The 16,098-nt window shown below is 67.4% G+C and carries 20 protein-coding genes; 11 read left to right on the top strand and 9 right to left on the bottom strand.

The features are described 5' to 3' along the window. Nucleotides 1–154: 154 nt before the first annotated feature. Entirely contained in the window at nucleotides 155–1,378 is a 1,224-nt protein-coding gene (locus ABZ345_RS35690; RefSeq protein WP_359858809.1) for an NADP-dependent isocitrate dehydrogenase, read from the bottom strand. Nucleotides 1,379–1,457: 79 nt separating this feature from the next. After that, nucleotides 1,458–2,300, bottom strand: coding sequence for an SDR family NAD(P)-dependent oxidoreductase (locus ABZ345_RS35685; protein ID WP_359858807.1), 843 nt, complete (start codon nucleotides 2,298–2,300; stop codon nucleotides 1,458–1,460). Between the two features lie 112 nt (nucleotides 2,301–2,412). Here ABZ345_RS35685 and ABZ345_RS35680 point away from each other — a divergent pair, with 112 nt between their 5' ends. From ABZ345_RS35680 to ABZ345_RS35665, 4 genes are all read left to right on the top strand, one after another. Continuing rightward, nucleotides 2,413–3,219: a metal-dependent hydrolase gene (locus tag ABZ345_RS35680; protein ID WP_359858805.1), complete on the top strand. Its 807-nt coding sequence runs from the start codon at nucleotides 2,413–2,415 to the stop codon at nucleotides 3,217–3,219. 159 nt (nucleotides 3,220–3,378) lie between these two features. Further along, entirely contained in the window at nucleotides 3,379–4,854 is a 1,476-nt protein-coding gene (locus tag ABZ345_RS35675; RefSeq protein ID WP_359858804.1) for a PHP domain-containing protein, read from the top strand. Then, a complete protein-coding gene (locus ABZ345_RS35670) occupies nucleotides 4,851–5,333 on the top strand; it encodes a hypothetical protein (protein WP_359858802.1) in 483 nt (160 codons plus the stop codon). The genes ABZ345_RS35675 and ABZ345_RS35670 overlap by 4 nt, the downstream gene beginning before the upstream one ends. Nucleotides 5,334–5,343: 10 nt before the next feature. After that, the gene (locus tag ABZ345_RS35665; RefSeq protein ID WP_359858800.1) at nucleotides 5,344–6,288 is read left to right on the top strand and encodes a ribose-phosphate pyrophosphokinase; all 945 of its coding nucleotides are present in this window, start codon (nucleotides 5,344–5,346) and stop codon (nucleotides 6,286–6,288) included. Here ABZ345_RS35665 and ABZ345_RS35660 read toward each other — a convergent pair. Next, nucleotides 6,265–6,912, bottom strand: coding sequence for a TetR/AcrR family transcriptional regulator (locus ABZ345_RS35660; protein ID WP_359858798.1), 648 nt, complete (start codon nucleotides 6,910–6,912; stop codon nucleotides 6,265–6,267). The two genes, ABZ345_RS35665 and ABZ345_RS35660, sit on opposite strands and share 24 nt — an antisense overlap. A gap of 104 nt (nucleotides 6,913–7,016) precedes the next feature. Here ABZ345_RS35660 and ABZ345_RS35655 point away from each other — a divergent pair, with 104 nt between their 5' ends. Genes ABZ345_RS35655 through ABZ345_RS35645 form a run of 3 tightly spaced genes read left to right on the top strand, consistent with a single transcriptional unit; the run spans nucleotide 7,017 to nucleotide 9,009 of the window. After that, nucleotides 7,017–8,060 carry a medium chain dehydrogenase/reductase family protein gene (locus ABZ345_RS35655; RefSeq protein ID WP_359858796.1) on the top strand — a complete coding sequence of 348 codons (1,044 nt, stop codon included), beginning with the start codon at nucleotides 7,017–7,019 and terminating at the stop codon, nucleotides 8,058–8,060. After that, on the top strand, nucleotides 8,057–8,488 hold the full coding sequence (locus ABZ345_RS35650; protein ID WP_359858794.1) for a TetR/AcrR family transcriptional regulator: 432 nt from the start codon (nucleotides 8,057–8,059) through the stop codon (nucleotides 8,486–8,488). Before ABZ345_RS35655 ends, ABZ345_RS35650 begins: the two co-directional genes overlap by 4 nt. After that, nucleotides 8,485–9,009: an ABC transporter permease gene (locus ABZ345_RS35645; protein WP_359858792.1), complete on the top strand. Its 525-nt coding sequence runs from the start codon at nucleotides 8,485–8,487 to the stop codon at nucleotides 9,007–9,009. Before ABZ345_RS35650 ends, ABZ345_RS35645 begins: the two co-directional genes overlap by 4 nt. 6 nt (nucleotides 9,010–9,015) lie before the next feature. On the opposite strand, the gene ABZ345_RS35640 is transcribed toward ABZ345_RS35645, so the two are convergent. After that, nucleotides 9,016–9,351, bottom strand: a complete 336-nt coding sequence (locus ABZ345_RS35640; protein ID WP_359858790.1) for a nitroreductase/quinone reductase family protein — start codon at nucleotides 9,349–9,351, stop codon at nucleotides 9,016–9,018. Between the two features lie 60 nt (nucleotides 9,352–9,411). Between ABZ345_RS35640 and ABZ345_RS35635 the strand changes: the two genes are divergently transcribed. Continuing rightward, entirely contained in the window at nucleotides 9,412–10,026 is a 615-nt protein-coding gene (locus ABZ345_RS35635) for a helix-turn-helix domain-containing protein (protein ID WP_359858788.1), read from the top strand. Here ABZ345_RS35635 and ABZ345_RS35630 read toward each other — a convergent pair. Genes ABZ345_RS35630 through ABZ345_RS35620 form a run of 3 tightly spaced genes read right to left on the bottom strand, consistent with a single transcriptional unit; the run spans nucleotide 10,023 to nucleotide 11,929 of the window. Continuing rightward, nucleotides 10,023–10,283, bottom strand: a complete 261-nt coding sequence (locus ABZ345_RS35630) for a hypothetical protein (RefSeq protein WP_045313216.1) — start codon at nucleotides 10,281–10,283, stop codon at nucleotides 10,023–10,025. The genes ABZ345_RS35635 and ABZ345_RS35630 overlap by 4 nt on opposite strands. A gap of 20 nt (nucleotides 10,284–10,303) precedes the next feature. After that, the gene (locus tag ABZ345_RS35625; RefSeq protein ID WP_359858786.1) at nucleotides 10,304–10,675 is read right to left on the bottom strand and encodes an MmcQ/YjbR family DNA-binding protein; all 372 of its coding nucleotides are present in this window, start codon (nucleotides 10,673–10,675) and stop codon (nucleotides 10,304–10,306) included. Nucleotides 10,676–10,699: 24 nt separating this feature from the next. Beyond that, complete coding sequence (locus tag ABZ345_RS35620) at nucleotides 10,700–11,929, bottom strand: glycoside hydrolase family 18 protein (protein WP_359858784.1); 1,230 nt, start codon at nucleotides 11,927–11,929, stop codon at nucleotides 10,700–10,702. 347 nt (nucleotides 11,930–12,276) lie between these two features. Between ABZ345_RS35620 and ABZ345_RS35615 the strand changes: the two genes are divergently transcribed. Next, entirely contained in the window at nucleotides 12,277–13,392 is a 1,116-nt protein-coding gene (locus ABZ345_RS35615; protein ID WP_359858782.1) for a DnaJ domain-containing protein, read from the top strand. Here the strand turns inward: ABZ345_RS35615 and ABZ345_RS35610 are convergent. Both ABZ345_RS35610 and ABZ345_RS35605 read right to left on the bottom strand, forming a co-directional pair. Beyond that, on the bottom strand, nucleotides 13,389–13,781 hold the full coding sequence (locus tag ABZ345_RS35610) for a hypothetical protein (RefSeq protein WP_359858780.1): 393 nt from the start codon (nucleotides 13,779–13,781) through the stop codon (nucleotides 13,389–13,391). The two genes, ABZ345_RS35615 and ABZ345_RS35610, sit on opposite strands and share 4 nt — an antisense overlap. A 33-nt stretch (nucleotides 13,782–13,814) precedes the next feature. Further along, complete coding sequence (locus ABZ345_RS35605; RefSeq protein WP_359858778.1) at nucleotides 13,815–14,408, bottom strand: rhomboid family intramembrane serine protease; 594 nt, start codon at nucleotides 14,406–14,408, stop codon at nucleotides 13,815–13,817. An 85-nt stretch (nucleotides 14,409–14,493) separates the two neighbouring features. Between ABZ345_RS35605 and ABZ345_RS35600 the strand changes: the two genes are divergently transcribed. Both ABZ345_RS35600 and ABZ345_RS35595 read left to right on the top strand, forming a co-directional pair. Then, the gene (locus ABZ345_RS35600; protein WP_359858776.1) at nucleotides 14,494–15,063 is read left to right on the top strand and encodes an HhH-GPD-type base excision DNA repair protein; all 570 of its coding nucleotides are present in this window, start codon (nucleotides 14,494–14,496) and stop codon (nucleotides 15,061–15,063) included. Between the two features lie 72 nt (nucleotides 15,064–15,135). After that, nucleotides 15,136–16,077 (top strand): esterase-like activity of phytase family protein, encoded by a 942-nt coding sequence (locus ABZ345_RS35595; RefSeq protein WP_359858774.1) that lies wholly within the window; start codon nucleotides 15,136–15,138, stop codon nucleotides 16,075–16,077. Nucleotides 16,078–16,098: the final 21 nt, after the last annotated feature.

The following is a 16,098-nucleotide window of genomic DNA, read 5'->3' as shown; positions in this document are numbered from 1 at the left end:
CCCTGGAGCTGCAGATATATCGGCTGAAGGGCCGGTGTGGACGGCTCGGCGGCGGCAACCACCCGCAAGAGGAACCGACCGGGTGACGCCCGACGAGAAAGGCCACCCCGGCGTGACCGGGGTGGCCTTCGGACGTACACGAATCAGGCGAACGTCAGAACGACGCCATCTTCTTCTTGAGGTTCTCGTCGAGCGCGCCGAGGAAGTCCTCGGTGGTCAGCCACGCCTGGTCCGGGCCGACGAGCAGCGCCAGGTCCTTGGTCATCTGACCGGCCTCGACGGTCTCGATCACGACCTCCTCGAGCGCCTCGGCGAAGCGGATCACCTCGGGGGTGTTGTCCAGCTTGCCGCGGTGCATGAGGCCACGGGTCCACGCGAAGATCGACGCGATGGGGTTCGTGGAGGTCGGCTTGCCGGCCTGGTGCTGGCGGAAGTGACGCGTCACGGTGCCGTGCGCGGCCTCGGCCTCGACCGTCTTGCCGTCCGGCGTCATCAGGACCGACGTCATGAGGCCGAGCGAGCCGAAGCCCTGCGCGACCGTGTCGGACTGGACGTCACCGTCGTAGTTCTTGCACGCCCAGACGTAGCCGCCCTCCCACTTCATGGCCGCGGCGACCATGTCGTCGATGAGGCGGTGCTCGTAGGTGAGGCCCTTGGCGTCGAACTCCGCCTTGAACTCCTCCTCGAACACACGCTGGAAGATGTCCTTGAAGGCGCCGTCGTAGGCCTTCAGGATCGTGTTCTTCGTCGACATGTAGACGGGGTAGCCCCGCTGCAGGCCGTAGGAGAACGAGGCGCGGGCGAAGTCCTCGATGGACTTGTTGTAGTTGTACATGCCCATCGCCACACCGCCCTCCGCCGGGAACTCGGTGACGACGTGCTCGATCGGCTCCGAGCCGTCTTCCGGCTGGAACGTGATCGTGAGCTTGCCGGCGCCGGGCACCTTGAAGTTGGTGGCCTTGTACTGGTCACCGTGCGCGTGACGGCCGATGATGATCGGCTTCGTCCAGCCCGGGACCAGGCGCGGGACGTTCGAGATGATGATCGGCTCGCGGAAGACGACACCGCCGAGGATGTTGCGGATCGTGCCGTTCGGCGAGACCCACATCTTCTTCAGGCCGAACTCCTCGACGCGCGCCTCGTCCGGCGTGATCGTGGCGCACTTGACGCCGACGCCGTGCTTCTTGATGGCGTTGGCGGCGTCGATGGTGACCTGGTCGTCAGTAGCGTCCCGGTGCTCGATGCCCAGGTCGTAGTACTCAAGGGTGACGTCCAGGTACGGGTGGATCAGCTTGTCCTTGATGAACTGCCAGATGATCCGGGTCATCTCGTCGCCGTCGAGCTCGACGACGGTGCCCTGAACCTTGATCTTGCCCATAACTCCGGGCGCTCCTCTCGCGACGATGCAAGCAAGACAAGCGTACTGGTAAACCGCCGAGGTGTGCCTGCGACCCTGGTTACACCGGTTCAGAGTCGTAGTCCGTCGAGCGGCTCACGTGCTCCCACTTGTCGATTTCAGCGTTTCGTGCCTGGTCCGCCATGCGCACCATGTCCACCGCGTCGCTGCCCAGCAGCAGACTCAGCGGAGGCTCGTCCATGGCTACCACGTCGAGCATGACCCGTGCGGCCCTGGCCGGATCACCAGGCATGTTGCCGTACGCACCACGCATCATGTCGAGCAGTGCCCCGACAGACGGAACGTAGTCCTCTCCCGGCTCGGTCACCACCAGAGAGGGGCCGGTCCAGTCCGTCTGGAACCCGCCGCACTCGACGATCGTCGCCCTGACCCCGAACTGCGCGCACTCGGCGGCCAGCGACTCCGTGAAGCCGCGCAGCGCGTACTTCGCCATCACGTAGGGCGCGAGCCCGCCGCCGAACGCGGTGTGGCCCGCGGTGGAGCCGATCTGCAGGAAGTGGCCGGACCGCTGGGCGCGCAGGACCGGCAGCGCGGCCTTGGTGACGTTCACGACGCCCATGAGGTTGATCTCCAGCTGGTCGCGGAAGTCGGCCTCCGAGCACTCCTCGATCGACGTGACGCGACCGGCGCCCGCGTTGTTCACGACGACGTCGAGCCGGCCGAACTCGCGGACCGCGGTGGCCACGGCCTCCCTGGCTTGTCCGGCATCACGCACATCCAGTGCAACAGATCTGACCCGGTCGCCGTGTTGAGAGACGAGGTCGTCGAGATCGCGCGGGTTGCGTGCGGTCGCGACGAGCTGGTGTCCGGCGGCGAGAACAGCTTCCGCGGTCTTGCGGCCGATACCACGGGAACTGCCGGTGATGAGCCAAACCTGCGCCATGTCCGTGCTCCTTCAAGGGAGTTGGTTGTCCGGAGATATGGAGTTCTGGTTCGGACACCTGATACCGGCAGCTACTGTTTTCACCGTCGGGTGATCATCAGAAGGGGCGTAAGTGTCAACTGGGCCAACACATGCGATGAGCGGGCTGCTCGCCTGGAGCGCCGTCACCGCCCTCGCGTCGAGTCACCCGATCGGCCACCTTTCCCCGCAGAGCTGGGCCGTTGGCGCGGTTCTCGCCACCGGAGCGGCACTTCTGCCCGATCTCGACCACCCCGGATCGACCATCTCGCGCACGTTCGGAGCACTGAGCGGCGGGCTGTCGGCGGGCATCAACGTGGTGAGCAGCTTCGTTTACCGGACGACACGCCTGAAGAAGGATTCCAACCGAGACGGCGGACATCGCGGTCTCACGCACACGCTCGTTTTCGCGTTGCTCGCCGCCGTCTTCACCACCGCTGTCGTGCAGAACAGCCAGAAGTGGGCGCTGCCGGTGCTGATGTTCGTGTTCGCCGGCCTCGCGGTGCGCGGGATCCTGAACGACTGGAACCCGAAGCAGGACGCGTTGATGATCACCTTGGTCTCCGCGGGGATCACGTGGGCGATGATCGCGTGGACCTCGCAGACGAACGCGTCCGCCGCGGCGTGCGGCATCGCGGTCGGCGTCGGCTGTTTCGCGCACTACGTCGGTGACGCGATCACCGAGCAGGGCTGCCCGATGCTGTGGCCGATCCCGATCATGGGCAAGACGTGGTTCCCGGTGGCGCCGCCTAAGATCCTGCGGATGAAGACCGGCGGCGTGGTCGAGCTGGCGATCGTCGGACCCGTCGTCACGATCTTGTCGGTGTGGCTCGGGCTGGCGGCGTTGCAGGCCACCGGCGCGCTGCCGTTCCTGGACTGGGTGGACCTGCTCCCGATCTGAATCCTTCTCGTTCCTGGCGGAAAGGTGTTCTTCCGGAAGCCATTCAGCGGCTACCTGCGTCTCACCCGATCGGTCTAGCCTCCTCGCACCCCGACCAGTCGCCGTGGAGGCTCAGCCGTGTCCGAAGTTGCCCGCAGACGGTTCTTGCAGGGTGCAGGTGTGTTGGGCGTCACCGGTGCGTTGGGCGTGCGACCCGCGTCCGCACACGGTTCGTCGAGCCGCCTTCAGTGGCTCACCGGCGACCACCACGCGCACACGCAGTACTCGTACGACGGCATGTACACGATCGAGCAGCAGATCCGCGGCGCGTTGCGGCACGGCACCGACTGGCTCGTGATCACCGACCACGGGCACGCGTCGCACGAGGCGCATTCCGTCGAGGCGACGGCGGCCGACATCAGGAAGGCACAGCGCAAGTTCCCGCAACTGCTGCTGTGGCACGGCATGGAGTGGAACGTCCCCGGCGCCGAGCACGCGACGCTCTTCTTCGAGGACTGCCGTGACGAGGCAGGTGTGCTGCGCGACTTCGAGCGGCAGTTCGACTGGCGGCTCAACGGCCAGGAGGCGTCGAACCCGGCCAACGAGCAGAAGGCGCTGGACGCGATCCGCTGGCTCCAGACCAAGATCCGCAACGGCACGATGAAGTCCGCACTGGTGTTCGTGAACCACCCGATGCGCAACGGCCGCGTGGCTCCTCACGAGCTGCGGAACATGCGCGACCTGGCTCCGGACATCGTTGTCGGCATGGAGGGCGCACCCGGCGCGCAGGGCGACGGCGACCCGTTGCGCGGTCCCGGCGGCCACCGCGGCGGCTACGCGAACAGCCCCGGCTCGAACTCCTACGCGCCGTACCCGCCCGAGGCCTACAAGACCTACGGCGGCTTCGACTGGATGACGGCCAAGGTCGGCGGTGTCTGGGACTCGCTGCTCGCCGAGGGCCTCGGCTGGTGGATCACGTCGAACTCCGACTCGCACTTCAACTCGCGCGACACGGTCGTCCGCGTGCCGGAGCCGGGCAACCAGTTCGACCTCTTCGGCAAGCACCTCGACCCGCTCGACGCCGGCCCGCCGCAGGTGCTGCCGCCGTACGTCGACTTCTTCCCGGGTGAATTCTCGAAGACGGTGGTGGGCGCGACCCGCCGGACCCGCGGCGCGGTGATGGAGGGTCTGCGGGCCGGTCGGGCATGGGTTTCGCACGGTGGACTGGTCGATGATCTGCAGTTCCACGTTTACGCATCCGGCGGATCCGCGACGCTGGGCGAGCGGCTGCGGGTGCGGCGTGGATCCGACATGACAGTGCTGGTCAAGGCACGTTTGGCGACTCGTCCGAACAGTGCCGGGTTCATCCCCCGGTTGCGCCGTCTGGACGTCATCAAGGGTGCGGTAACCGGTCGAGCGGCATCCGAAACGTTGTCCACGCCACAGGTGAAGGTCGAGCGATCTTACGAGCCGCGCTGGCACTATGCGGTCTTCACGCACACGTTCCGCAACGTCCGGGAGCCTTTTTACCTCCGATTGCGCGGAACCGACGGCAACCGTGGCGCGTTCGAACCGCAGGCGGACACTCCGGGAGCCGCGAACCCGTGGGAGGACCTGTGGTGCTACACCAACCCGATCTTCGTGGAGGTCAGGTGACCAGCACCTTCGTCGGCGTCGACGCCGGATACGAGAACCGCTGGGAAGCGGAGAAGATCGCGCTGGAGCTGCACGACACCTTGCTGACCACGGCGCGAACCGTCGTGGTGCACGAGGTCGAGTCGCACTACGCGATGTCCTTCCTGGTTCCGGTGCCTCCGTCGGACGCAGTGGTGAACTCACTGGTCCAGCAGGGCTTCGGCGTGGCGGTGCGCGGTGCGTCATCAGGGCGTTTGGTAGGACCGGAGGCGCTGCGAGTAGGCGCCTCCGTTGCTGCTGAGGCCCATCAGTACCGCCGCGAGGGGCGCGCTCTGCGGTTCCAGGGCCAACGGTCGTTGCGCGGGCGTCACGGCGTGTCGGACATCCTCGCGTTCACGGCTATAGAGGCCGTTTTACCGCGCGGCACCCACACGGTCGACACGCGCGGGAACCTCACCCCGTTCTTCCAGGACGGCAAGCTGGTCCTGGTCGTCGACTAGGTTTCGGGGTGTGCGTGACATCGCTGTCTTCAGTGGTTCTGCCCATCCCTCACTCGCCGCCGAGATCTGTGGTCACCTCGGCGTGGAACTGTCACCCAGCCGCCTGACGCGGTTCGCCAACGACTGCCTCGAGGTGCAGCTGCAGGCGAACTGCCGGGAGCGGGACGTGTTCCTGATCCAGCCACTGGTGCCGCCGGTGCAGGAACACCTCGTCGAACTTCTGCTGATGCTGGACGCTGCCCGTGGCGCGTCGGCTGCGCGCACGACCGTTGTGCTGCCGCACTACGCGTATGCGCGCTCGGACAAGAAGGACGCGCCACGGATCTCGATCGGCGGACGGCTGGTCGCCGATCTGATGGTCGCGGCCGGTGCCTCACGGGTGCTGGCGATGACGTTGCACTCGCCGCAGGTGCACGGGTTCTTCTCGGTGCCCGTTGATCACCTGCACGCTCTTCGTGAGCTGGCCGCGCACTTTTCTGCCTACGACCTGTCGAACACGGTTGTGGTGTCACCGGATCTGGGGAACGCCAAAGAGGCGGCGCACTTCGCGCGGATCCTGGGGCTTCCCGTCGCGGCTGGGGCGAAGCAGCGGTTCGCGGACGACAAGGTGCAGATCTCGACGGTGATCGGTGATGTCGCCGGGCGCGATGTGATCGTGCTGGACGACGAGATCGCCAAGGGGTCGACCGTGATCGAGCTGCTGGACAAGCTGCGGGAGCGCGGGGCCGGGCCGATTCGGGTCGCCTGCACGCACGGGCTGTTCTCGTCCGGCGCCTTGGAGCGGCTCCAAGCTTTCGACGACGTGTTGGAGATCGTCGCCACCAACACCGTGCCGATTCCGGCCGAGAAGGTCGTGCCGAAGTTGAAGGTGCTGTCGATCGCGCCGGCGATGGCCGAGGCCATGCGGCGGATCAACGTCGGCGAGTCGGTGTCAACGCTGTTCGAGGCTCCCTGACTTCAGGTGCGCCAGCGCGGTGATCAGCCGTTCCGCCACGTCGGACGGGCCTGGCATCTTGCGCACCACGGCTCGTTGGTGCGCAAGACCGTGCAGCCCCAGCCACAACGCGACCGCGTCGCCGTAGAGGTCGTCGCTGCCGTGCGCGATCCCCTGTGCCACACACTCGCCGAGCACCTCGGCGATCAACGTCAGGGCCTTCGCGCCCAGTGACTCCAGGTCGTCGTCGGTGATCGAGGTGTCGTCCACGGTCGGCGTCCACAGGCCACCGAACATGATCCGGTAGCGCTGCGGATGTTTCTGGGCGAGGTCCAGGTACGCGTGGCAGACGGCGAACAGCCGTGCGCGCGCGTCCGTGCCCGCGTTCTCGTCGGCCTCGCGCAGGGTCACGGCCAGACGGTCCATCTCCTGCTGGACGACGGCCAGCATGATCGACGGCTGGTCCGCGAAGTGCGCGTAGATCGACGGCGCGGCGATTCCCGCCTTGCGTGCGACCGAGCGGAGCGTGACCGCGCGTTCGTCGCCGCCCTCGTCCAGCAGGGCCACGGCCGCGGCGATGATCTCTTCCCGCAGCTTGCCGCCCTCACCTCGACGGTTGCGCCTGCGCGGTTCTGTGCTCGTCACGGCTGTAACCATACACCTGAAAGTTTATCGGTGTTAGGTCTTGCGTTCGTAGACTAACGGGCGTTAGCTTACGTCTGTCAGCACGAGACCTGAGGAGCCATCAGATGAACGCCACCATCGCCACCACCACCGAGATCGTCCTGCCGGGCATCGTCGAGCCCGACGGCCTGCAGGTGCAGGTCAGGGAGCTGCCCGCGCCGGCTCATGGCCAGGTCGTCCTGCGCATGGACGCCACCGGCGTCTCGTTCGCGGAGCAGCAGATGCGCCTGGGAAAGTACTTCGACCAGCCGCCGTTCCCGTTCGTGCCCGGTTACGACGTGGTCGGCACGGTCGTGGCGGTCGGGCCTGGCGTGGATCCCGCACTCGAGCTGCACCGGTTCGCCGTGGTCACCAAGGTCGGCGGGTGGGCCAGCCACCTGATCGTCGAGGCAGCCGACCTGGTGCCCGTGCCGGACGGGGTGGACGCGGCCGCCGCGGAAACCGTTGTGGTCAACGGAGTCACGGCGTGGCAGATGATGTACCGGACCGCGAAGGTCAAGCGCGGTGACACGATCGTCGTGCTGGGCGCCAACGGTGGCGTGGGCTCGACGTTGGTTCAGCTGGCTCGTCACGCGGGCATCAAGGTGATCGGCACGGCCTCGCCCCGTCACCACGACGCCGTGCGCGAACTCGGCGCGATTCCGGTCGACTACCGCGACCCTGCTCTGTACTCCCGGATTCGCGAGATCGCGCCCGACGGTGTGGACGCGGTGTTCGACCACGTCGGCGGCGCGGGGCTGCAGGAGTCGTGGAAGCTGCTGCGCCGGGGTGGCTGCCTGGTCAACTACGGCTCGGCCGCGACGAAGGACGAGCAGGGCAACGCGATGCTTCCGGTGCTGAAGCTGTTCGGGCGCCTGCTCCTGTGGAACTTCCTGCCCAACGGCAAGCGCGCGGGCTTCTACAACTTCTGGGCCGGCAAGCGTTTCCGTCCCGCCGCGTTCCGCGCCCGCCTGGCCGAGGACCTCACTCAGGTGCTGCGGCTGGTCGGTGCCGGTGCGCTGACGCCGCAGATCGCCGCGCGGATCCCGTTGTCCGAGACCGCTTCCGCTCTTGCGCTGGCCGAGTCACGGACCGTTCTGGGCAAGGTCGTCATCGTCCCTGAGTCGTGAGGCAGCTCATCGTCACGGCGGCGACCGCTCTGGTCGACCGGGACCACGCCGTGACGGTACGGGCCGTGTCCCGCGAGGCGGATCTCCCCACCTCGTCGATCTACCAGCACTTCCCCGACGCACCGGCGATCCTGCTGGCCGTGTGCCGCAACGCTTTCGCCGAACTCTCCGCCGTTGTCCTCGATGCTCCCGACGTCCATGCGGCAGGCCTCGCCTACCGGGACTTCGCTGTGCGACACCCTCGCCGCTACCGCGTGATGTTCGGTGCGGCCGACCTCGCAGAACCTGCTGTCCGGTTGTTCGAGGGCAACACCGTGCTCTGGCTGGGCCTGCACGGCCTCGCCCACCAATGGGCTTCCAGCCGCCGCACAGCTCAGCTCTCCGCAGTCACCTCGCGCCTGCTCACATCTCTGGAGGTCTCGCCATGATCGCCGCCTACCTCGGCTTCGCGTTCGCCTACGTCTTCGGCCACGGTGCCGCGCTGCTGTCCAGGTCCGGCGCCCTGGTCATGCCTTCGTGGCTGCCGATCGGACTCCTCGGTGGCGGGCTCGTCGTCGGCACGATCCTGGCCACGAGGGTGTCGTTGCACGTCCAACGCACGGCTTCGCCAGATCGGCGCCGTGCCGAGAAACTCGTCGGCACCGCCTGGGTGACCGGGTTCGTGGCGCTGGGGCTGGCGATAACCGGGCTGAGCACCGTGTTCGAGAAGCCCGAGCTGCAGACCGTGCTCTGGCCGGCGGGGTCGACGATCGTGGTCGGCCTGATCTACATCGCCGAAGGAGCCGTGCGCCGCAACGCGTTGCACTACAACCTGGGGACGTTCCTGGCGTTGGTCGCAGCGGCTTCGCTCTTCGTGCCCGCGCCGGGACTGTTCGGCGTGCTGGCGGTGCTGGGCGGCGGCGCCTACCTGGTGGCGGCGATGCTGGAACGTCGCCGCCTTGCCACGTAAGGGTTTCTACAACTTCACTCGCACCGTGACGCGGCCTTTGTCGTCACGGTGCGATGTCGCGTGTCCGGTCTGTGGCCCGCCATCGAGATCGAGGGTGAGCGGTCCGCCCTCGCCGCTGAAGTTGCGCCACCACGTCTTGGCGTCCGGCATCATCACCTCGATGCTGACGACATCGCCTTTCCGTTGGTAGCCAACGGGTGTGGAGAACGTGCGGCCCGACTTCCGCCCCGTGTACGACACGACGGTGATCCCCTTGCGCACGAGCTTGCCGACCAGCGGCGCGTCACGCAGGCCGACCATCATCTTGTTCATGCGGCGCACCCACGGTCCCTTGAAATCCATGAGATCCACCGTAGCCTGGTAAGTGGAGACCCCCGTCCACTTCGCCCGAAGTGAGAAGAAATGACCACCGCGAAGTCTCAGTTGCGCGCCGACGCCCGGGAAAACCGTGCGCGGGTGCTGACCGTCGCCCAGGAGTTGTTCGCCGAGCGCGGCCTGGAGGTGCCGATGGCGGCGATCGCGCGCCGGGCAGGCGTTGGTGTCGCGACGTTGTACCGACGTTTCCCCACCAAGGAGTCGCTGGTCCTGGAGGCCTTCGCCGAGCAGTTCTCGGTGTGCCAGGCCGTGATCGAGGAGGCGCTGGCGGATGCGGACCCGTGGCGCGGCTTCCGCACGGTGATCGAGAAGGTGTGCCTGCTGCAGGCGACCGACCGCGGGTTCACGGCCGCGTTCGTCGCGACGTTCCCCGAGATGCACTCCGAGGTGCGGGAACGGACGTGGCAGTGCTTCAGCGAACTGGTGGAGCGTGCCAAGGCCGGTGGGCGGCTGCGCGCGGACTTCTCGCCGCACGACCTCACGTTGGTGCTCCTGGCCAACTCGGGGCTCGCGGGCTTGCCGGTGGAGATGGCGGTGGCCGCGTCGCAACGCCTGGTCGCCTACCTGCTGGAGGCGTTCCGGGTGGGCACGGACGAACTGCCGCCGCCCGTGCCTCTCAGCCTGGATCTGGTGCTCTCCTAGCCCGGATGCGCGCCCACGGTGTCGCGGATCTGCGCGCCCAGGTCGTTGGACGCCGAGCGCGCGCAGTGGGCGCAGCAGAAGAAGCGGCCCTCCACCTCCACGCCGTGCCCGATCACCCGGCAGTCGCAGTGCTCGCAGCGCGGAGCGAGGCGTTGGATCGCGCACTCGAAGCTGTCGAACGTGTGCACGCCGCCGCCGACGGTGCGCACCTCGAAGGCCATCCAGTACTCGTTGCCACAGACGTCACAAGTCGCCATGCGCGGAAGCGTGGGCCAGGTCAGCCTGGTCGGCAACTCGAGTCGCCGAGTTGCGCGACCAGCGCCTTCGGGGCAATCACCCGATAGGCGTCCTCGACGAGGTCCGCGATGACGTCCCAGTCGAGTTCGACGTCGAGGTAGATGCCGAGCCAGCCGCGGTGGCCGACGTAGGGCGGTCGGAAGTAGCTGTCCGGGGCCTGGGCGACGAGCGTCTGCTGCACGTCGGGGCCTGCCGCGCACCAGAAGGCCCTGCGGTCGTCGTGGTGGTGGTCGGCGAACATCACGAATGTCTTCTTGCCGCGGACGAACCACGTGGGTTCGCCGTGGCTCAGGCGTTCAGTCACCTCGGGCAGCGCCAGGCAGAGGCGGCGCAGGTGTTCGAGTGCGTCCACCCGAACATCCTGCGCCTGTTTCGGCTATCCGCCGATACCGGAACGAATTGCGCTGACCAGCTCACCGTTGGACGTGTCACCGGAGAGCTCCCAGAAGAACACGCCACCCATGTTCTGCCCGCTCGCCCACGAGACCTTGCTGCGGATCGTGGCCGGGGTGTCGTAACTCCACCACTGGCTGCCGCACTTGGCATACGCGGTGCCGGCAACTGTGCCGTTGGCCGGGCAACGGCCCTTGAGCACCTTGTAGTCCTCGATGCCTGCCTCGTAGGTGCCGGGTGCCGCGCCGGTCGCCGTGCCGCCGGGTGCCGCCTGGGTGACGCCGGTCCAGCCGCGGCCGTAGAAACCGAGGCCCAGCAGCATCTTGTTCGCCGGGACGCCCTTGCTCTTGAGCTTCTGGATCGCCGCGTCCGTCCAGAACCCCTGCTGCGGGATGCCGTTGTAGGACGTGAGCGGCGAGTGCGGCGCGGTCGGGCCCTGCGCTGCCCAGGCGCCGAAGAAGTCGTACGTCATCGGGTTGTACCAGTTCACGTACTGCGCGGCGCCGGCGTAGTCCGCCTTGTCGATCTTGCCGCCGGTGGACGCGTCCGCGGTGATCGCGGCGGTCACGAGGTTTCCGCTGCCGAACCGGGAGCGGACGGCGGACATCAGGTTCTTGAACGCGTTGGGACCGCTGGTGTCACAGCTCAGGCCGCACGCGTTGGGGTACTCCCAGTCGATGTCGATGCCGTCGAACACGTCGGCCCAGCGCGGGTCCTCGACGAGCTTGTAGCAGGAGTCCGCAAACGCGGCCGGGTTCGCCGCGGCCTGGGTGAAGCCGCTCGACCAGGTCCAGCCACCGAAGGAGAACAGGACCTTGAGGCCCGGGTTCAGCTTCTTGAGCTTGCGCAGCTGGTTGAAGTTGCCGCGCAACGCACCCGCGTCCCAGGTGTCGGGCGTACCGTCCACAGAGGACGCCGCGTCGTAGAACTTGTCGTAGTCGGCATAGGTGTCGCCGAGCACGCAGCGGCCGCCGGAGACGTTGCCGAACGCGTAGTTGATGTGCGTCAGCTTGCTGGCCGAGCCGGACGTGCGGATGTTCTTGACGTGGTAGTTGCGTGCGTAGACGCCCCACTGCACGAAGTAGCCGACGACGCGGTTGCCGATGGCCTGGGCACCGATGTCGGTCTGCGGTGCGGCTTGCGAGGGCGGTGCCGCGAGGGTGGCTGCCGTTAAGAGAGCTGTCGCGGCCGCGATGATTCTGCGCCTGAACATAGCGGTCTCCTCGATGGGTGACGGCGCGGCGGCGCTGCTCTCAAGCTAAGTGGACTAGACCACTGACGTCAATGGTTGAACCGGGAACACGGCGGAGCCGTACTGGGAGGAGGAAAGGCGGGAGCCGAGGAGGGTGCTGTGCCCGGGGTAGTTCCCCGTCAGGGAGCGGGACCGGCCGGATTCGAACCGGCGTGTTCCCTCCCGAGTGGGAGGGCGCGACAACCACTGCGCTACAGGCCCCTTCGCACTGCGTACGAACACCCTAGTCCGTGAAACTCAGGCCGTATGCCCTGCGAAAGTGTTGGACCCAATAAGGTTCATGCACCAACCCCGGACTGGACGGTGTCGTGCCAGGGATCGACTACTACGAGTTGCTCGGTGTCAGCCGGGGCGCCAGCGCCTCGGAGATCAAGTCGGCCTACCGATCTCTCGCCAAGGTCATGCACCCCGACGCGGGTGGGACGTCCGGCAGCTTCCGCCTGCTCCAGGAGGCCTACGAGACGCTGAAGGACCCGGTCCGGCGCGCCGACTACGACCGCCCCGCGGTCGTGGTGCCGCCGGTCGTGCGCCCGCAGGCACGCCCGCGACCTCGTCGAACGGGCCGCACGGGCAAGCTGCGCGACTTCGGCGACGACCCGAACTACATGGCGCCCCGCCCCCGCGTCGACCTCGGCGCGATGGACTGGTGGCACCGCATCGACCTCGGCGCCCGAGTCCGCTACGTCCCCGCCACCGGCCTCGGTCACGCCCCCGCGGCCGCCGCGATCGGCGGGTGGTTCGTCCTGCTCCTCCCGTTGGCGCTGCCGCTGTCGCCATTGCTGCTCGCCGTCTGGCTACCTCTCGTGGCGGGCGCCGGTTACGCCGCGTTCCGACTGGTGCGCCGGTATCTGGCGGTGGCGAGGGCCGAACGGGCGTTCGCGGGTGAGTACGACGGGAACACCATCTTCGGCCGTCCGGGTGAAAACAGACGCGAACGGCTGACCGCCGGACTGCTGACCGAGTACATGACACAGCTACCGGGCGTGCGCATCTTCCACGGCCTCGCCTGGCCCGGTTCCGTCTTCACCGACATCGACCACGCCCTGCTGTGCGGCCGCCGCCTGGTCCTGATCGAGTCGAAGTCGTGGCTGCCCGGCCACTACTACTGCGACGAGGACGGCGAACTCTGGCGCAACGGCCACCCGTTCCGCGGCGGCGGCTCCCAACTGCTCGACGGCGTCGAACGCTTCGCCGAGCTCCTGCCGTGGCTGGAGATCCGCGGCGCCCTGATCGTCTACCCGAGCCGCGCCGGCGAGGTCACCTGCGACGACGACCTCGACTTCGAGGTCCCGCCGATGACCCCCGAGCAGTTCGTGAGCGAGATCGGCGACTGGCTGGCCGACGACCCGGCCACCGTCGACCGCGAGGCACTGCGAGCGCTGGTGCGCCAGGTGGTCTCCGAAGTCCGCGTCGCCGGCGCCTAGTTCCCGCAGGCAGGCCTGGCCAGACCCGCCACCCGCGTGCCACCGCAGAGGTGCGTCTCGACCCTCCTGTCCTTCGCGTCACCGGTCGCGTAGATCAGGTAGTCCTTGCCGACGACGAACTCCACCCCGCACGTGGCGCTGCTGCGGTGCGAGATGACGCTGAGGTACCGCGGCACGTCCCCCTTGCGCTCCTTCGACACGACCACGCGGTACCGCATCATCTGGTCCGGCTCTTCGGACTTGGACAACACCCGAGCCTGGAACACGTGGTCGGCGCGCGCCACCATCTGCGCCTCGGTGAAGGACACGCACTCGCAGGCGTGTGCGGTGCCCGCGGTCAGTCCGGCCATCAGCACGACGACGGCCGCAAGTCTCAAGATGCTTGCCATGACGGTTCCCCCTGCTCAAACCCCTTGCGGGCGCTAGGGGGACGGGGTGCGGGCCACGTCCGGTTGCACAGCGTTCCGGCACAGCAAGAACCCGGCGACAGCGCCGGCCAGAATCGCGGGCCCGTGAATGTCGGTGATCACGCACAACGCGACCGCACCCACGAGCCCGATCACCGCGGCCGTCCGGTGCCGCCGGATGCGCGCGACCAGCACGTAAGCGGCCACCGCGCCGATCGGCCCGCAGAACGCCACCGACACGCCGCCGGAATAGGGCTGCCACCACTCCCCGATGACGTGCCCGGCAAGAGCCCCCGCCACCAGGAACACCACAACCCGACCGGTGCCGAACGTGCGCTCGCAGAAAGTCCCGACCACCGCGGCCATCACACCGAGCACGATCACGGAAAACCACGAATCCGGCTGAACCAGGACCGGCGAAATCACCCGCCACACCTGACCGTCCATCAACGCTTCCGGATCCCGCCGAACTGCCAGGAACAACCCGTCGACACCCAGGTGGTACAGGGTGGTGCACACCGCCCAAGCAGCAAGAACGACGATCGTCGCAATCGGCACGCGGGTCCGCACGCCGGCCAGAGGCGGGAGGGCAGCGGCATTTTCCGGCATGTCGCGATCATAAGTTCGCAAACCACACGGCGGACCCGGTCGGCAAATGTCGTGCGCTACCTCCGCATATGTCAGGATTTCCGCCATGACCCGCACGTTGTGCCTCGCGCAGAACCCCGACGCCGACGCCCTGCTGGCACAGGACCGGTTCGCGCTGTTGCTCGGCATGCTGCTTGACCAGCAGATTCCCATGGAGAAGGCGTTCTCCGGTCCTAAGGTGCTCGCCGACCGCATGAGCGGCCTGGACGTCCACCGCATCGCCGAGGCCGACCCCGAGTCGTTCGCCACGATCATGGCCACGCCGCCCGCCGTGCACCGGTTCCCCGGCTCGATGGCCAAGCGGGTGCAAGCGCTCAGCCAGTTCGTGGTCGAGCACTACGACGGCGACGTCACCAAGATCTGGAGTGACGGCGATGGCGCAACGGTGTTCAAGCGGCTCAAGGCACTGCCCGGGTTCGGCGAGCAGAAGGCCAAGATCTTCCTGGCACTTTTGGGCAAACAGTTCGACGTCCGGCCCCAGGGCTGGCGCGAGGCCGCCGGACACTACGGCGAGGACGGAAGTCGGCGCAGCGTCGCGGATGTGACGGATCAGAAGTCGTTGCTCGAGGTGCGCGACTTCAAGAAGGCCGCCAAGGCTGCCGCGAAAGCGAAGTAGCGCCTGCTGTTCATCGTCTGGTCCACTGGATGAACGCCGCCAGCCCGACCGAGGTGCGATCTTGTCCACCTCGTGCGAGAAGGGGCGGTTGCGTTGCGCATCAAGGCGATTGGCGTTTTCACGGTCCTCACACTCGGCCTCACCGCCACCCCGGCGCAGGCAGCGGCGTGGCCTGGGGATTCGGCCACCAAGACGGCTGACGGGACGAACGTCTTCGGCAAGAACCTCAGCGGGTTGTCCTTCGAGAGCGCGAATGTCGTGTGGGCCGTGAAGAACAGCCCCTCGACGCTCTACCGGCTCGTGCCCAGCGGGGCGCAGTGGAAGGTCGACCAGACCAGGTCCCTGAGCTTCAAGAACGGGCAGGGCGACCCCGACGCCGAGGGTGTGGTTTCCACGCCGGACGGGCTGTTCGTCGTCAGTGAGCGCGACAACAACGACGACAGCACAAGCGCGCCAACGGTTCTCAAGTACGGGAGCGGGTCGGCGGCCACCAGTGAGTGGGCGCTGCCGGGCATGCCGGACGTCGATCCCAACGACGGGCCCGAGGGCATCGCGTGGGTGCCGGACTCGTACCTGACGCAGAACGGGTTCAAGGACGACGCGGGCAGGACGTACAACCCCGCCGACTACCCCGGTCACGGCAGCGGGTTGTTCTTCGTCGGACTCGAGGCGACCGGGCAGGTGTACGTGTACGCCCTGCAGGGGACCGCAAAGCTGCTGGCGAAGTTCGCGAGCGGGCAGAGCCAGGTGATGGAGCTGGAGTTCGACGGCAGCCAGCTGTGGGCGACCTGCGACAACAACTGCAGCGGCCGGGCGACGACGTTCGGGATCAGCAGCGGCAAGTTCAAGTTGAAGGCCACCTACAACCGGCCGTCCACGCTGCCGAACGCGAACCTGGAAGGGTTCGCGATCTCGCCGAGTTGTGTGAACGGCAAGAAGGTCGTGTTGTGGTCGGACGACGACAACACGAGCAGCCACGCCATCAGGAGCGGTTCGCTGAACTGCACGGTCTAACCGAGGAACTGTCGGGGTGCG

The sequence above is a fragment of the Lentzea sp. NPDC005914 genome (genome assembly GCF_040629405.1).
Lineage (GTDB): Bacteria > Actinomycetota > Actinomycetes > Mycobacteriales > Pseudonocardiaceae > Lentzea.
The sequence above is the reverse complement of the archived record's forward strand: the minus strand, read 5'-3'. Positions and strand labels throughout refer to the sequence as shown.

Excerpts from the sequence above, each read along its gene's own strand:
- ABZ345_RS35640 (WP_359858790.1), bottom strand. The coding sequence starts at position 9,351 with ATGGATTTCAAGGGACCGTGGGTGCGCCGCATGAACAAGATGATGGTC.
- ABZ345_RS35610 (WP_359858780.1), bottom strand. The coding sequence starts at position 13,781 with ATGGCAAGCATCTTGAGACTTGCGGCCGTCGTCGTGCTGATGGCCGGA.
- ABZ345_RS35620 (WP_359858784.1), bottom strand. The coding sequence starts at position 11,929 with ATGTTCAGGCGCAGAATCATCGCGGCCGCGACAGCTCTCTTAACGGCA.
- ABZ345_RS35690 (WP_359858809.1), bottom strand. The coding sequence starts at position 1,378 with ATGGGCAAGATCAAGGTTCAGGGCACCGTCGTCGAGCTCGACGGCGAC.
- ABZ345_RS35630 (WP_045313216.1), bottom strand. The coding sequence starts at position 10,283 with ATGGCGACTTGTGACGTCTGTGGCAACGAGTACTGGATGGCCTTCGAG.
- ABZ345_RS35645 (WP_359858792.1), top strand. The coding sequence starts at position 8,485 with ATGATCGCCGCCTACCTCGGCTTCGCGTTCGCCTACGTCTTCGGCCAC.
- ABZ345_RS35605 (WP_359858778.1), bottom strand. The coding sequence starts at position 14,408 with ATGCCGGAAAATGCCGCTGCCCTCCCGCCTCTGGCCGGCGTGCGGACC.
- ABZ345_RS35685 (WP_359858807.1), bottom strand. The coding sequence starts at position 2,300 with ATGGCGCAGGTTTGGCTCATCACCGGCAGTTCCCGTGGTATCGGCCGC.
- ABZ345_RS35600 (WP_359858776.1), top strand. The coding sequence starts at position 14,494 with ATGACCCGCACGTTGTGCCTCGCGCAGAACCCCGACGCCGACGCCCTG.
- ABZ345_RS35635 (WP_359858788.1), top strand. The coding sequence starts at position 9,412 with ATGACCACCGCGAAGTCTCAGTTGCGCGCCGACGCCCGGGAAAACCGT.
- ABZ345_RS35655 (WP_359858796.1), top strand. The coding sequence starts at position 7,017 with ATGAACGCCACCATCGCCACCACCACCGAGATCGTCCTGCCGGGCATC.